Source organism: Bartonella australis AUST/NH1 (assembly GCF_000341355.1).
GTDB classification, from domain to species: domain Bacteria; phylum Pseudomonadota; class Alphaproteobacteria; order Rhizobiales; family Rhizobiaceae; genus Bartonella; species Bartonella australis.
Genome location: NC_020300.1, coordinates 835,867 through 852,653, shown reverse-complemented (window position 1 = coordinate 852,653; position 16,787 = coordinate 835,867). Strand labels below are relative to the sequence as shown.

Sequence of the window (16,787 nt, the reverse complement as noted above, 5' to 3'; positions counted from 1 at the left end):
TCGTGATGTCATCTTTTAGTAGGTGAGGAGATATTCGTGGCTTCTGCTAACAAAAATGAATTGGTTTTTCTCCCTTTAGGAGGTGTGGGGGAGATAGGGATGAATTTGGCTGCTTACGGATTCGGCCCAAAAGATCGCCGTGAATGGTTACTTGTTGATATGGGGGTTAGTTTTGCCGGTCCGGAGTTACCGGGGGCAGATCTCATTTTGCCAGATATTCGTTTTCTGGAAAGTGAAAAATATAATTTGTGCGGTCTTATTTTGACACATGCTCATGAAGATCATCATGGTGCTGTTTTTGATTTATGGCCGAGACTTAAGATTCCGCTTTATTGTACTCCTTTTACCGCTGGGTTATTGGAGAGCAAAAGGCAATCAGATTGTGGATACCATAAAATTCCATTTAATATTTTTAGAGCAGGTGATTGCTTGCAGATTGGTCCATTTTCGATCGAAGCTATAGCCGTTAATCATTCGATTCCGGAATCTGTTTCTTTGGCAATTACAACATCTTTAGGTGATGTCATTCACACCGGTGATTGGAAAATTGATCATACTCCTTCGTTTGGAGCTAAAACAAATGAAAAACGCTTCCGCGCTTTAGGGCAAAAAGGTGTCTTAGCGCTAGTTTGCGACTCTACTAATGCACTCCGGGACGGTATATCGCCATCGGAACAACAAGTTCAGGAAAGCCTTTCCAAAATTATTCTGAAAGCTGAAGGCCGGGTTGTGATCACAACCTTTTCGTCTAATATAGGCCGAATACGTTCGATTGCTTTTGCTGCTGAAGCTGCCGGGCGTCAAGTTCTCTTATTAGGTCGTTCCTTAAAGCGTTGCGTTTCAGTGGCGCAAGAGCTTGGTTATATGGATGATGTAGCGCCATTTATAACAGAAGATGATTATGCTCATATTCCACGGAAAAATATTGTTTTGGTGGCAACGGGCAGTCAAGGTGAAACATCTGCCACATTAGCAAAATTTTCGAGAAATGAAATGAGAAATATTTCCCTTTCTCCGGGCGACACGGTTATTTATTCATCACGCAATATTCCGGGAAATGAAAAAGCTATTATTGAGATACAAAATCGTTTTATTGATCAGAAAATTAAAGTTATTACAAACGATGATGCTCTCGTCCATGTTTCTGGTCATCCTCGCCGTTCAGAGCTTTTACAGATGTATGATTGGGTAAAGCCCAAAATACTCGTTCCTGTACACGGTGAGGCGTTGCATCTTTCAGCTCAAGCAACGTTAGCGCGCCAATCAGGCATCGAAATTGTTTCTGAAATCAGAAATGGTGATGTACTGCGCCTTGCGCCAGAGCCGGGGGAGGTTATCGAGCAAGAATTTGTTGGTCGTATTTATAAAGACGGCCGTCTAATCGGTGATGAAGATGAATTAGGAATTAGTGAGCGTCGTAAATTAAGTTACGTCGGTTATGTGTCTGTTTCCCTTCATATGAACAGTAAGCACGATTTACTTAGTGACATTGGCCTTACTACATTTGGTTTGCCTGCAAATAATGGTAAGGGGGAGTTATTGAAAGATATTCTTTTAGATATTGTAGGAAATACTGTTCATAATATTCCGCGAATTAAACGGAAAAATAGCGAGCTTATTCGAGAAGCAACACGGCGTTCGGTGCGAGCGGCTGTTAATGAAATTTGGGGAAAGAAGCCTGTTTGTACAGTTTTTTTACATCGGTCGAAATAAGGATTTTTGTTTTATATATTTTTCCTTAATTATAAAAATAGGGAAGAAATTGTTGGCTTCACCATATCGCTAGGATATGTATCTATTATATTTATATGATTGAAATGAAAAGAAAATGGCGTATGAAATTTTGATATTTAAGTTGCCGTATTTGCAAGCTTTTAGAATTTAGTTATAGCTTAGCATATAATATATCTAAATTATCCCAATTTGATGAGACTGATGAGGAGTTAATAATTTCAATGCGCCTTTCTCAATATTTCCTTCCTATTTTAAGAGAAAATCCAAAGGAAGCAGAAGTTATTTCACATCAGCTTATGTTACGTTCTGGCATGATTCGTCAGCAAACATCGGGAATTTATTCTTGGCTCCCACTTGGAAAAAAAGTCCTTGATAAGATTTGCGCGATTATTCGCGAAGAGCAAGAGCGAGCCGGTGCTTTAGAAATATTAATGCCTACGATTCAGTCTGCTGATCTTTGGCGTGAAAGTGGCCGCTATGATGATTATGGCTTTGAAATGCTGCGCATTAAAGATCGCCAAAAACGTGACCTACTTTATGGTCCAACGAATGAAGAGATGGTGACGGATATTTTCCGTTCATATGTTCGTTCTTATAAAGATCTTCCACTTAATCTTTACCATATTCAGTGGAAATTTCGTGATGAAATTCGTCCACGGTTTGGTGTGATGCGCTCACGAGAATTTTTAATGAAAGATTCTTATTCTTTCGATATTGATATTGAAGGCGCGAGGACTTCTTACCACCGTATGTTTATCGCTTATTTACGTACCTTTTCTCGTATGGGCTTAAAAGCGATTCCTATGCGTGCTGATACAGGTCCTATTGGTGGAGAACTCAGCCACGAATTTATTATTCTGGCTGAAACAGGTGAAAGCTCTATATTTTGTGATAAAAGATTTCTCGAACTTACTATCCCGCATATTTCTGTCGACTTTACTGACAAGGTTGTTTTGGCTAGCATTGTTGAACAGTGGACGTCTTTTTATGCTGCAACGGAGGAAATGCACAGTGAAGAAGAGTGGATTAAAATTTCTAAAAACAATCAAATTGCAGCACGTGGTATCGAAGTAGGGCATATTTTTCACTTTGGCACCAAGTATTCTGCTCCAATGAGCGCGAAGGTTACGGGACGAGATGGAAAAGAACATCTTGTTTGTATGGGGTCTTATGGAATTGGGCCTTCACGTCTTGTTGCAGCGATAATTGAAGCTTCTCATGATGAAAGTGGTATTATTTGGCCAAAATCTGTAGCACCGTTTGATTTTGGTATTATTAATATGAAACCAGATGACAAAAAATGTAGTCATATATGTGAAACTCTTTATCAGGGACTTATACGCGCCGGTTTTGATCCGTTATTAGATGACAAAAATGAGCGTCCTGGTTCAAAATTTGCAACGATGGATTTAATCGGTTTGCCAATACAGATAATTGTTGGTCCTAAAAACGTCGTACAAAATGAAGTTGAAGTTAAAGATCGAAAAACGGGTTTAAAAGAAATTTTGACAGTTGAAGCCACACTTAACCGATTTTCTGCAGCTTGATGGGCAGTATTATGAGAAGTTTGAAAAGTAAGTGCCTTTCATCTTATGAGTGGATGATCGCCTTTCGTTACATGATTCCAAATAAAAAACACGTATTTACGTCTGTTATTTCAATTATTTCTTTAATTGGAATTATGTTGGGAGTTTTCTCTTTAGTTGTTGTGATGGCTGTGATGAACGGTTTTCGTACAGAACTCCTCGACCGCATTCTTGGCATGAACGGACACCTCGTCGTTCAAGCAGTTGATTCTGATTTTGTCGATTATAATAGTCTTATTTCTTCTTTGGAATCTATAGATGGTGTCAAGTTTTCTTTACCAGTTGTTGAAGGTCAAGCGCTCGCTCAGGGTGATATCGGGGGAGGAACTGGCGCTTTAGTCCGCGGTATGCGTAAAGAAGATCTGGAAAAACTTCAAACAGTATCACGAAATATTAAATCAGGTACGCTTGCCCAGTTTGATAAAGAGGAAGGTGTGGCGATCGGAAAGGGCTTAGCAGAAAAGTTAGGTCTCACAGTTGGAAGTGATCTTCGTATTATTACGCCAGATGGTGACGTAACGCCTTTTGGAGTTACACCACGTGTCAAAGCTTACAAAGTGCTCGCCATTTTCGAGGTTGGTATGTCCGAATATGATTCAATATTTGTCTTTATGCCTCTTCGCGAAGCGCAAATATTTTTTAATTTGGGAAGCGGAGTCCAATCTTTAGAATTATTTCTTAATGATCCCGATGCTGTTGATCAAATCAAGCCAGCTATAGAAAAAAATATTGATCAACAAATTTATTTGATTGATTGGCGTATGCGCAATCAGGCTTTTTTTTCAGCCTTACAGGTTGAGCGTAATGTCATGTTTTTTATTCTTTCTCTTATCATTCTTGTCGCTGCTTTAAACATTATTTCGGGCTTGATTATGCTTGTAAAAGATAAAAGTCGTGATATTGCGATTTTACGTACTATGGGAGCGCACCGGAGTGCGATCATGCGTATATTTATCACTGTAGGTATGGTTATTGGATCTATTGGAACAATACTGGGATTAGCTTTGGGTGTTTTAGCTACAGCAAATATTAATCACATCCAAGATTTTGTATCTTGGCTGTTTAATGTTGATGTTTTCAATCCTCAACTTTATTTTTTAACAAAGTTGCCGGCCCGGATTGCATGGGGCCAGACTGTTATAGTGGCTGTGATGGCTTTACTTTTGTCATTTCTTGCCACACTTATTCCAGCGTGGCGGGCTTCTAAGTTAGATCCTGTACAAGCTTTGAGGTACGAGTGATGTCTGCTGTTTTAGAGCTTGTCGAAATTGAGCGATGCTTTTTTGATAACGATAAGCCTTTGGTTGTTTTGGATAAGGCGAGTTTTTCTCTTAATCGTGGAGAGCTTGTAGCACTTGTTGCACCATCTGGCTCCGGAAAATCGACACTTCTTCATATTGCTGGGTTATTGGAAAGGCCAACAGCTGGTGATGTTTTATTACGGGGCGTTCCTTGCGCAAAATGTCCTGATAATGAAAAAACGATAATCAGAAGGAACGATATCGGTTTTGTCTATCAATTTCATCATTTGCTTCCAGAATTCACAGCTTTAGAAAATGTCATGATACCGCAAATGATAGCGGGGTTAAAAAAATCGATAGCAGAGGATCGGGCATTTAAATTATTAACATATCTTCGCGTTTCTCACCGTGCTAAACATCGCCCATCAGAATTATCAGGTGGCGAACAACAGCGTGTTGCGATTGCGCGCGCAGTGGCAAATGCTCCTTCTGTACTTTTGGCCGATGAACCTACAGGGAATCTCGATCCTGTAACTTCAGCTTATGTATTTCAAGCTTTATCCGCACTGGTTCGTCAATCTGGGCTCGCTGCGCTTATCGCGACACATAATTACGGTTTGGCCAAACAAATGAACCGCCGAATTACATTAAAAGGAAAGAAAATTGTCGAACTTCCTTGAAGATGAAGTACGCCATTTATATGATAGTTTACGCTTATTTTCGTCTGTTGAGGGGATTTCATGACAAGTTTTGTAATTGATAAAAATCAACTGGACGCACGCCGCCGTCGATTGGTTTTTCGCGCACGGCATCGAGGTATTCGTGAAATGGATTTAATCCTAGGACAATATGTTGATGCACATATCATTGGGATGAGTGATGAAAAAATTTCCGAACTTGAATATATTATGTCTTTTGAAGATCGCGATTTGCTTACATGGGTTACGGGGGAGATTGCCGCGCCACCTGAGGTAAATAGCCCGCTTTTTCGCGATATTGTACATTATCACTTACACAAGTTTTAATTAAAAAGATGCCTGTATTAAAGAAAACTATCGCTTCAACAAATGCCCATATTAGTACGATCTTTGATGGTGTTACTGACGGATTTGAGCCTTTTGCACTTGCTAAATTAAGTTCGGAAATTGCTCGGGATAGGCCGCTTGTCTATATTATGCGCGATGGAACGAAAATTGCTGATTTACAGCAAGCTTTGAGTTTTATTGAACCCAATTTGCCTATTTTTCAATTTCCTGCATGGGATTGTTTGCCCTATGATCGTGCGTCGCCTGGAGTTGCTGTTAGTGCACGTCGGATTTCAACTTTAGCTTGTATGTTAAATTTGTGCAAAGATCCGCGTTCTGCGATTATATTGACAACGGCAAATGCAATTATCCAAAAATTACCACCTTGTACGATTGCCAGTGAGAAGATTATTCACACGCATGTTGGTCAACGAGTTTGTATGAGCGATTTGGTCCGTTATTTAGAGTGCAACGGCTTTGAGCGTACTACTGTTGTGCGTGACGTTGGCGAATTTGCTGTAAGAGGAGGAATCCTTGATATTTTTTCTCCTGGTGAAATTGAACCTTTTCGTCTTGATTTTTTTGGAGATACTCTAGAAACAATTCGTGTATTTGATTCAGCTACGCAACGGACAATAGCCAATAGAAATGACTTTTTTTTGCAGCCAATGAGTGAAGTTATTCTCACTCATCAGTCTATCAGTCGGTTTAAAAATAATTATACTCGTGTGTTCGGGGTGCCTCAAAAAACTGATATGCTCTATGAGGCCATTTCTCAAGGACGACGCTTTGCTGGTATGGAGCATTGGTTGCCGTTTTTTTATGAAAATCTTGACAATTTTTTTGATTATTGCGGCGATCCACTTGTTGTCTGTGAGCACCTCGTTGAAGAGGCTCTTGTCGAGCGCCGTCGCCTTATCGAAGATTATTATAGTGCACGCAAAGAGCGTGAAAACAATGGAGAAAGCAATATTTTTTATCATCCAGTAGAGCCTGAACTTCTTTACTTAACGCCGAAGCAAATTTTAGCTCGCACGCAACAATCGGGCCAGCGTATCGATTTTACGCCTTTTAGTGTTCCGGATACTTTTGGACAGAGAATTATTCACTCAAATGTTACATCGGGATATGATTTTGTAAAAGAGCGTAACGCTCAAGACAAAAATGTTTTTTCAAGTGTGGTTGACCATATTGCTTCATTGCGTACTAATGGAAAAAAAGTGCTCTTAGCTTGCTGGAGCGAAGGGTCTATGAATCGTTTATTGCAGGTTCTTGGCGAATATGGACTACAAAAAATAGAAATTGTAAAATCGTTGAAAGCTGCAAAGGCAGTGCCGCAAGATCATATATTAGCGGCTGTTATAATGATTGAGCATGGTTTTGATACTGGGGATTTTGCCATTATAACAGAACAAGATATCCTCGGGGATCGATTAATAAGACCAGTAAGACGGCGTAAGCGCAGTGCACATTTTATTTCTGAAATTTCTGCATTAAATTCTGGTGATATCGTTGTGCATATCGAACATGGTATTGGGCAATTTATTGGTCTCAAAACCATCATGACAACTGGAATTTTGCGCGATTGTCTTGAAATTAATTATGCAGGAGGTGATCGATTATTTCTACCTGTTGAAAATATTGAACTTTTATCGCGTTATGGAGCTGAATCGGCGGATGTAGCGTTGGATAAGTTAGGCGGTGTTGCTTGGCAAGCACGTAAAACACGACTTAAAAGACATTTATTGCACATTGCTGGCCAATTAATCCGCATAGCTGCAGAGCGTTCTACGCATTCTGCACCTTCTTTGCTTCCACCAATTGGAGCATTTGATGAATTTGTTGCGCGTTTTCCTTATGAAGAAACAGAAGATCAAATGGATGCAATTGACGCTGTTCTAGATGATTTAGCAGTAGGAAAGCCAATGGATCGATTGATATGTGGTGATGTTGGTTTTGGAAAAACAGAAATTGCCATCCGAAGTGCTTTTGTTGCAGCATTAAATGGTTATCAAGTCGCTGTTGTGGTGCCAACAACTTTGCTTTCACGGCAACATTACAAAACCTTTATTTCACGTTTTCAAGGATCACCTGTTAAGATTGGTCATGTCTCAAGACTTGTGAAAGCAAAAGAACTGGCACAAGTTAAAAAGGATATTTCAGAAGGTAAGATAGATATTGCTATCGGAACACATGCATTACTTAGTGAATCAATCAATTTTTCGCGGTTAGGGTTGCTTATTATCGATGAAGAGCAGCATTTTGGTGTCAAACATAAAGAACGTCTGAAAGAGTTTAAAAGTGATATTCACGTTCTCACGCTTTCGGCAACCCCCATACCGCGAACTTTAGGGCTCGCCTTATCGGGGTTACGAGAACTTTCATTAATAACCACTCCGCCCATCGACAGAATAGCTGTGCGCACTTTTATTTCACCTTTTGATGCACTTGTTATACGCGAAACATTGCTTCGCGAGTATTACCGTGGTGGGCAGAGTTTTTACGTTTGTCCTCGTATTTCTGACCTTTCCTACGTGGAGAAATATCTGAAAACTCATGTACCCGAAATTAAGTTTGTTGTAGCTCATGGGCAAATGCCGGCTAGACAGCTGGACGATATTATGAATGCATTTTATGACAGACAATATGATGTACTGCTTTCTACAACTATTATTGAATCAGGTCTTGATATTCCGACAGCTAATACATTAATTGTGCACCATGCCGAAATGTTCGGTCTTTCCGCACTTTACCAGTTACGTGGCAGGGTGGGGCGCTCGAAGCAACGCGCTTACGCGCTCTTTACTTTTCCTCCTGGTAGAGTCTTAACACCTTCTGCCGATCGCCGTCTCAAAGTTTTACAATCTCTCGACACTTTGGGAGCCGGTTTTCAATTAGCTAGTCACGATATGGATATTCGCGGTTCAGGCAATTTTCTAGGTGAAGAGCAGTCAGGGCATATCAAGGAAGTAGGATTTGAGCTGTATCAAAAAATGTTTGAAGAGGCGGTCTCCGAGCTAAAAGATGGTAAACATAGTGAAAATAGCCAGTGGTCACCCCAAATTTCACTTGGTACAGCAGTGATGATACCAGAAAATTTTGTATCCGATTTATCATTGCGTATAGAGCTTTATCGTCGTTTAATGGAGCTGGATGATTTAGAAGAAATTAATGGGCTGGGAGCTGAATTAATCGATCGTTTTGGTCCTCTCCCGCTTGAAGTTCAGCATCTCCTCAAAGTCGTCTATATTAAAGCATTATGCCGGAAAGCACATGTAGAAAAATTAGACGCAGGTCCAAGGGGAATTGTTGTGCAGTTTCGCAATAATCATTTTGAGAATAGCGCCCGCCTTATTGAATGGATCAGAGAGCAAGGCCCAACAGTAAAAATTAGATCAGATCAGGGTATTGTTTTTATTCAAGATTCCCCAGCAGTAGAACAAAGAATCGCCAGCGCGGAACTTATTATGATGCAGCTTGCAGAAATGGCAAAGTAACATCTTTCTTGTGCTTTACTATAGTAATGTTTTTACGATAGCGTTTCCGAATAATGTCATAGGTTAATATTTATGTGTGTAAGGTTTTCGGGGCTTTTTTGTGTTTAAGTTTTTTGTAAAGTTTTTATGCGGCACTTCTGAACTGATAAACAGCTCGGACGTTAAGTAGGCGGGGCCTGCTAAAATAATCTTGAAATTCAATAAACTAACAAAAAAATCATTTTTTCTGGATTTTTTAACCCGAGTAGAATGTGAAGTAAAAAAGAAATTTGAAGATTATTTTATCATTTATTTTTTACTCGCGCCACCAAGCCGGAAGGTAGTACCCATATAATGGTGTGTAAGCAGGGTGTTTGATGTACGACCAGTAGGCTACCCACTGGTCAGGTAAATGATAAAGCGGTATATAATAACTGCCGGAAATGAGAATTCTATCCAAAGCGCGAACTGCAGCGATAAAATCGTCGTTTGAGTTTGCGGAAAGCATTGCTGTTATCATTGCATCTATAGCAGGGTCCGCTGCCCCTGCAAAGTTATAACTTCCTTTTAAATTCCGAGATGCTGAACTCCAACGATTTATTTGTTCATTACCCGGGGATAGAGAGTTCCTGAATTTTCCGATAATCATATCATAATCGAACATTCCTAAGCGGTTTTGATATTGAGCATCATCAACAGTTCTTATCTGAATATGAATACCAAGGCGCGCTAAACTACTCTGAAAGGCGAGCGCAACTTTTTCTTCGTCAAGTGTTTGAGTCATAATTTCGAATTGAAATGGCAAACCATTGGGGGCAATGGCTCTGTTATTTTTCCTAGTAAAACCCGCTTGTTGCAGTAAATCCCAGGCTTTTTGAGCATTTAATCGCGCTATATCTGGCCCATTTATTTTGGGCATATGCCAACTTCCATCCATTACTTCAGGAAGAACTGCATCAGGAAAAGGCGCTAAAAGCGCTCTTTCTTTTGTGCTTGCTTGTTTTCCAACAGCCGAAAAAATAGATCCGTCCCAGTAACCCTCTGTTCTGATATAGATACTATTAAAAAGGTGGCGATTAACCCATTCAAAATCGAAAAGCATTGATAATGCTTGTCGCACTTTTTTATCTTTAAAAATGTCACGGCGTGTATTAAAAACAAAGCCAGTGATATCGGCAGGTGTTCTTTTGGGAAAGCTTTCCTTAATAACTTTCCCTTCATAGACAGCTGGAAAATTATAAGAAAGTCTCCAGCGGTTTGGATCAGTTTCAATGAAGACGTCGATATCGCCCTTTTTAAAGGCTTCAAAACGCGCTGCATCATGGAGAAAATATTCAATTTGGATAGTGCTAAAATTATGAAGTCCTTTGTTAACAGGGAGATCTTTTCCCCAATAATTGGGATCGCGCTTGTAGATAATTCGTTCACCCGGATCAATGTGTTCTATAACATAAGGACCGCTTCCTGGAATTTTAGTTAGTCCATTTTTCTCAAAATCATCAATATTAACGGCATGTTTGGGTAATACCGGCATTGTGCTTGCCAAAATAATTGGAAATTCACGATCTTTTAATTGCGGAAAGCTTATTTTAACACCGTGGCTGCCAATTTTTTCGGTGGCTTCTATATGCTTCATGTACTGATTAAATGGTGGTCTTCCTTTATCTTTAAGGAGTTTGATGGTGAATAAGACATCCTCGACTGTTACAGGGTTTCCATCTGAAAAGTGTGCTTTTGGATTCAGGAAAAAGGTAATTTCAGTGCGTTTGTCGTTTAGTTCAACTTTCTCTGCTAAAAGGTTATAAAGTGTAAAAGGCTCATCACGAGAACGCACCATCATCGCCTCATAAACAAGACCAGAGAAATCCGCGTCAATAAAAAGCGCTCTTGCAGTAGTACGAAAACTACGGATAACAAATGGATTTAATCCGTCAAATGTTCCCACGACGCCGTAGGTAACTTTGCCTTCTCTTTTTGCATTGGGAGATATATAAGAGAAAGAGTCAAATTTATCTGGTAATTTCGGCGTTCCGCGCATCGCTATTCCCCCCGCTTCAGCTCCATAGCAAAAAGTAAAAGCGATAAAAACGGAAATAAACTTGGAATAATGAGTGATGCAGAACGGCATAGAATCCCACCTTCACTACAGCTATAATAATAGCATTTATGTAATTTTACTTTATTGCAGCGTATTGATATATTTTTAGACAAATCTTAAAAAACTGGGGCAATAGAAAGAACGCCATCATTATACGAAAATGCATAAAAGTCCAGTCAGCTTTAAAGAAACTTTTTATAGTATTAGGCTTAAGAGTAAGATACAGCAGGTTTTTTTTGGCTTAAATTGGTGCATTTAAGCGGATTTATATTTAACATTTTTATAGTGAGATTATTATAAAAGCGCACTGAAAGGATTAACTTAATCATGTCGCATAAAGATTCTTATTTTTCTATATTGGTTGGGGCTGTTGCTTGTTTTTTTATAGCTTATACTCCGGTGAGTGCACAGAATTTATCTCAGGGGTGGCATAAAATTTGCAGCAAGCAAGATGATGTCGATATTTGTAACACGACGAACTCTATTGTTTCAGACAGCGGTCATCTTTTAACAGCCGTTAATTTAGTTGAGATACGGGGCAAACAAGATGAAAGACGTATAGGTGTCCAAGTACCTACAGGCCGTTTTTTGCCAGAAGGTATTAATATTCAAATTGGGGATAATTTTTCTAAAAAAATTCCCTATATTATCTGCGATGGGCCGAGCTGCATCGCTAATGAAGTCTTAGATGATAAATTAATTGATGCTATGAAGGCCGGTTCAAAAATGGTTGTAACTACAACCAATTTTCAGGGGACAGTTAATCCTATCGAACTTTCTCTTAATGGGTTTACAGCTGCATATACCGGTTCTGGTATAGATGAGGAGGCTTTTCAACAAAAACAAATGAAGTTACAGCAAGCTATTCAATTAAAGCAGAGAGAGCTTGAAGAACGCGTAAAGGCTGAGCAAAAGAAAGCTAAACAAGGAGAATAAATAAAAAACGGCGCAAAAAAGGCTATTTGCCTTTTTTGCGTTTGTTTATTTATAATTATTTAACCTTTAGAAGAGGTCTTGCGCTTCCACCAACCAACGCGCTCAGTTTTTTTAGAGGCTTCGGGCATTGAAGATGTGATGACGGGCTGGTCAGATACCTTTTCGGCTTTTGCTGAGGAATGTTCAGCAAATTCTCCTTGTGTTGGTTCTCGTTTTGATATTTCTGCTATTTGAGTTAATTTTTTGATAACTGCTTTTGTGCGCGCTTTATATGTTGATGTTTTTGTATTAACAGGATCTTTTTCAGTCATTTCAGGAATTAACTTATCTTCTTTTTTTGTTTTAGATTTATGGGGGACTGAGGCTACAAGTCGCTCTTCGGCAGGTGTTGGCACCATCGTATTTTGATTATTTTCCAGAATCTGCTGATTTTGTGACTTTTTTTGAAAACGCGTATTACGTTTTTTTGTCTTGATAGCCGTATCGCCTTTTATAATTTCACTCTGCTGCGTAATTGAGGATTTTGTATTGCTTGCTTGTTCATTAAATCCAATAGTCTCGGCAGGTGGAACACGGCGTTGGCGGCGTTTCGCTTTAACTTCTGTTGCAGCTTGGTTAGAAAAGTTTCCAACCGGTTCTGCATAAGGGGTACGAGCTTGATAAAAATCATTATCTTGATTGCGACGTCCTCCGCGCCGTCCGCGGCGCCGTCCGCGACGGCGCGCCTCTTCACTATTTTGGCCATCGTTTTTAGAGGGATGGGAAAAAGAGTTCTCATCAAGCTTACTTTGACGATTTTTAGACTGACGCCGATTATTATTTTCAGCTAATGTTTTATCTTGGGCGAGTTCGTTCTCCACCGAGATTATATCTTCGTCCTCTTTTCTATTATCATTTTCGATTACCAAAGGAGGCGAAGCAATTCCTTCTGCTATCGTGCCCTTAGAGATAGTTAAATATTGTGTTCCGATGCTGTCGTCTGCTTCAATACTAATATTGAGCTTAAACCGCGTTTCTAAATTAACGAGAATATTGCGCTTATGATTTAATACATAAAGCGCTGTTGCCAGGTGCGTGCGCACTATAATATTATATTGAGAATTATGAAGAAGATATTCTTCAATTGAACGCATGACATGTAAAGCAATTGAAGATTCAGAGCGTATATTTCCAGTTCCAGCGCAATGAGGGCAAGGTTGCGTCGTACTTTCTAAAACGGATATACGAATACGCTGACGACTCATTTCTAAAAGACCAAAATGCGATATGTGGCCAACTTGAATACGAGCGCGGTCATTTTTTAAACAATCTTTCAGCTTTTTTTCAACAAGCTTAATATTGCGATTTTCGAGCATATCAATGAAATCGATCACGATTAAACCAGCTAGATCACGTAAGCGTAATTGACGAGCTACTTCTTCTGCAGCTTCGAGATTAGTTTGTAACGCTGTTTTTTCGACAGAGTGTTCTTTGGTAGAGCGGCCAGAATTTACATCAATAGCAACAAGTGCCTCCGTTTGATTGATAACGAGGTAACCACCAGATTTCAAAGAGACCTGCGGATAGAACATTTTATCAAGCTGAGTTTCGATGTTATTACGCGCGAGGATAGGAGTAGGATCACGATAAGGTTGAACAACTTTTGCATGGCTAGGCATTAACATGCGCATGAAGTCTTTAGCTTCGCGATATCCTTGATCGCCAGAGACAAGGACTTCGCTGATATTCTTATTGTAAAGGTCGCGTATAGAGCGTTTTATAAGATTACTTTCTTCATGAATGAGACAAGGTGCAGTTGATTTAAGCGTCAGAGTGCGAATAGTGTCCCACAAGCGTATAAGGTATTCGTAATCACGTTTAATCTCAGCTTTTGTTCTGTTTGCTCCAGCAGTTCGCAAAATAACGCCCATACCTCTCGGAACTGCCAATTCTTTTACAATTTCTTTAAGACGCTTACGGTGTTGTATATTAGTAATTTTTCTTGAAATACCACCACCTCGCGCTGTATTGGGCATCAAAACAGAGTAACGACCTGCTAATGATAAGTAAGTCGTGAGCGCTGCGCCTTTATTGCCGCGTTCTTCTTTAATTACTTGTACCAATAAAATTTGACGCCGTTTAATAACTTCTTGAATTTTATAATGGCGCCTTTGTTTATATTGATAAGCAGGAAGCTCCTCACTTACATCCTCTGCACCTACCATTTCGATATCGTCGTCGGGGGCATTCGTATCGAGCGCTTCTTCTGTATCGTCAGCCGTTATCGTTTCGGATATAATATCACTTTCGATATTCGCAGCTGCGACATCATCATTTTTATTTTTCTTCCTCAGACGTTTTTTACTCTGGTGTGTTTCTTCGGTCAGATCATTGGCGTCATTCTCATTAATAGCAGCATTTTCTTCTTCTTCCAGAAGAGCAAGGCGGTCGGCAACGGGAATTTGGTAATAATCGGGATGAATTTCCGAAAATGCTAAAAAACCGTGGCGATTACCACCATATTCTACGAAAGCGGCTTGAAGCGAAGGCTCTACACGCGTGATACGTGCTAAATAAACATTTCCTTTAAGTTGCTTTTTATGTTCTGATTCGAAATCAAATTCTTCAATTTTGTTGCCATGAACAACGACAACACGTGTTTCCTCCGGGTGAGAGGCATCTATAAGCATTTTGTTTGACATAAGTTAAAATCCTGCAGGCGATATGCGCAACTTTATCCGCGCAAACAGTATAACTATTTGCGGATATAAAGGGCTGTCTGCCATAAAAAGGAGGTGCTGATACAACAGGATGGTGTGCTGTAGATAAACACATTATAGCATTTGTGGTATTTACAATCATTATTCCTGTCTGTTTTTTACGACTCATATTTTTTGTAAGTCTCCAGCAAAACAATTTCTAAAACAGTTCGGGAATCCGAACCAACGAATCTTCGATAACGCAATCCTGCCTTTTCAAGGCACGAAGACTTTTTATCCATAAAAAGTCCAAAAGCGTAATATGCGACAAACCTTCTGGTAACTTAATGCGAATTACCGACAATTTAAGCCAATATGAGATGGTTATCGTCATCTAGAAAGCTGTGCATATTCTTTTATGTTGATATCATGCTTTTGGCAAGTAACAATATAAATGCACACCGTATATTAATATATTTATTGCTTTAATTTGATTTTTTTTTGGCATTTACGGTTAAAAGATTCAGCATTTATTTGAGAATGCAACCTATATTCAATGTATCGCTTTATATACAGTGAGACACAATTGTTATTGCGGGAAAGAGTATTTCAATTAATGACAAAATGTTATTTTACAAAAAGATTAAAACTGGCCTGTTGGACAGCTATCTTGCGTCTTACATATTGTTTATTATTTTTTATGACATTTCAAATGCACATTTACGCTGCAGATACGTTAAAACTCGTCAATTTACGAACCATCGGTGACGACGCACGCACGCGTATTATCGCTGTTTTTAATGCTAAGCCAAATTTTTCTTTACAGATTTTAGATGCGCCCGCACGCTTAGTTATTAATTTGCCTACAGTTGATCTTTCAGTACAAAATACGCTTTCAGGTAAACAGAGGGCGCTATCGGCCATGCTGTCAGATATACATTACAGCGCTCCTGGTGCGCAAGCTTCGCATATTACTTTAACGAGTAAAACCGCTTTTTCCATTGAAAAAAATGCAGTACAAAAATTAAACAATGGTTTATGGCAGATTTTAATTGATATTACTCAAAATACACAAAAGAAATTCATTCAAACGTTAGAAAAGCAGCGAGAGAACGGCCAAAATGCAAAAGCACAATTAGATTTAGCACATCCTTTTCGAGTTGTCCTTGACCCTGGCCACGGGGGAGTCGATAGTGGCGCACAGGGTGTAACCGGAATTCTGGAAAAAAATATAACACTCGCTTTTGTACGCGCGCTGCGGAGTGAATTAGAAAAAGATCCTAATATCGAGGTTATCTTAACACGTGATTCTGATGTATTTTTAAAATTAAACGAAAGAGTTAAAAAAGCTCAAAAAGCAAACGCTGATCTTTTTATGTCTATTCATGCAGATACTATTAATCTTCAGTATCTCCGCGGGGCTACAGTGTACACTTTATCAGATAAAGCATCTGATGTTATTGCCAAAACTTTGGCTGAGAATGAAAATATGATGGACCTTTTTGAGGGATTACCTTTGCAAGAATCATCTGAAGTCGCAAATATTTTGATTGATCTTGCCCAGCGTGAAACCCATACATTTTCTGTCAATTTTGCTGATCGTATTATTTTAAATTTATCAAAAAATAATATCAATCTTATAAATAATCCTCACCGATACGCTGCTTTTCAAGTTTTGAAAGCCCCGGATATACCTTCTGTCTTGATAGAAATAGGTTACTTATCTAATAAAGAAGATGAAAAATCGTTAAATAACCCCCAATGGAGAGAACAAGTGGCTGCTTCTATTGCTGATTCTGTTCGCCAATTTGCTGAGTATCGCCGAGAAATTACGCAATCTTTTTGAGTATATAGAGTAAAGTAGCACTACCAGCTTTGATATAAAATGGTGAAATAATAGGAAATAAGCTTGTATTCGTCTCAATTAAGTAACAATTATATTCTACCCGGGGTGGACTGGGATCCGTTTATTTTAGCCATTTTTAAAGAAAGAAACATCTATTTCAATGACGA

General features: G+C 39.2%; 10 protein-coding genes. 8 read left to right on the top strand and 2 right to left on the bottom strand.

The window, feature by feature from the left end:
- The first annotated feature begins 36 nt into the window (after positions 1–36).
- The 6 genes from BANH1_RS03615 to mfd all read left to right on the top strand — a co-directional run bounded on the left by BANH1_RS03615 (position 37) and on the right by mfd (position 9,083).
- Positions 37–1,713, top strand: coding sequence for a ribonuclease J (locus BANH1_RS03615; protein ID WP_015398065.1), 1,677 nt, complete (start codon positions 37–39; stop codon positions 1,711–1,713).
- A gap of 242 nt (positions 1,714–1,955) precedes the next feature.
- Positions 1,956–3,281 carry a proline--tRNA ligase gene (gene proS / locus BANH1_RS03610; RefSeq protein ID WP_015398064.1) on the top strand — a complete coding sequence of 442 codons (1,326 nt, stop codon included), beginning with the start codon at positions 1,956–1,958 and terminating at the stop codon, positions 3,279–3,281.
- Between the two features lie 11 nt (positions 3,282–3,292).
- Positions 3,293–4,561 carry a lipoprotein-releasing ABC transporter permease subunit gene (locus BANH1_RS03605; protein ID WP_041583230.1) on the top strand — a complete coding sequence of 423 codons (1,269 nt, stop codon included), beginning with the start codon at positions 3,293–3,295 and terminating at the stop codon, positions 4,559–4,561.
- The gene (locus tag BANH1_RS03600) at positions 4,561–5,241 is read left to right on the top strand and encodes an ABC transporter ATP-binding protein (protein WP_015398062.1); all 681 of its coding nucleotides are present in this window, start codon (positions 4,561–4,563) and stop codon (positions 5,239–5,241) included. Before BANH1_RS03605 ends, BANH1_RS03600 begins: the two co-directional genes overlap by 1 nt.
- Positions 5,242–5,301: 60 nt before the next feature.
- Complete coding sequence (locus tag BANH1_RS03595) at positions 5,302–5,586, top strand: FAD assembly factor SdhE (RefSeq protein WP_015398061.1); 285 nt, start codon at positions 5,302–5,304, stop codon at positions 5,584–5,586.
- 8 nt (positions 5,587–5,594) lie between these two features.
- Complete coding sequence (mfd, locus tag BANH1_RS03590; RefSeq protein ID WP_015398060.1) at positions 5,595–9,083, top strand: transcription-repair coupling factor; 3,489 nt, start codon at positions 5,595–5,597, stop codon at positions 9,081–9,083.
- A 295-nt stretch (positions 9,084–9,378) separates the two neighbouring features.
- Here mfd and BANH1_RS03585 read toward each other — a convergent pair whose 3' ends face one another.
- Positions 9,379–11,190, bottom strand: coding sequence for an extracellular solute-binding protein (locus BANH1_RS03585; protein ID WP_015398059.1), 1,812 nt, complete (start codon positions 11,188–11,190; stop codon positions 9,379–9,381).
- Positions 11,191–11,487: 297 nt separating this feature from the next.
- On the opposite strand from BANH1_RS03585, the gene BANH1_RS03580 reads away from it, so the two are divergent.
- Entirely contained in the window at positions 11,488–12,096 is a 609-nt protein-coding gene (locus BANH1_RS03580) for an invasion associated locus B family protein (RefSeq protein WP_015398058.1), read from the top strand.
- A 59-nt stretch (positions 12,097–12,155) separates the two neighbouring features.
- On the opposite strand, the gene BANH1_RS03575 is transcribed toward BANH1_RS03580, so the two are convergent.
- Complete coding sequence (locus BANH1_RS03575; protein WP_015398057.1) at positions 12,156–14,777, bottom strand: Rne/Rng family ribonuclease; 2,622 nt, start codon at positions 14,775–14,777, stop codon at positions 12,156–12,158.
- A gap of 613 nt (positions 14,778–15,390) precedes the next feature.
- On the opposite strand from BANH1_RS03575, the gene BANH1_RS03570 reads away from it, so the two are divergent.
- Complete coding sequence (locus tag BANH1_RS03570) at positions 15,391–16,620, top strand: N-acetylmuramoyl-L-alanine amidase family protein (RefSeq protein WP_015398056.1); 1,230 nt, start codon at positions 15,391–15,393, stop codon at positions 16,618–16,620.
- The last annotated feature ends 167 nt before the right edge of the window (positions 16,621–16,787 follow it).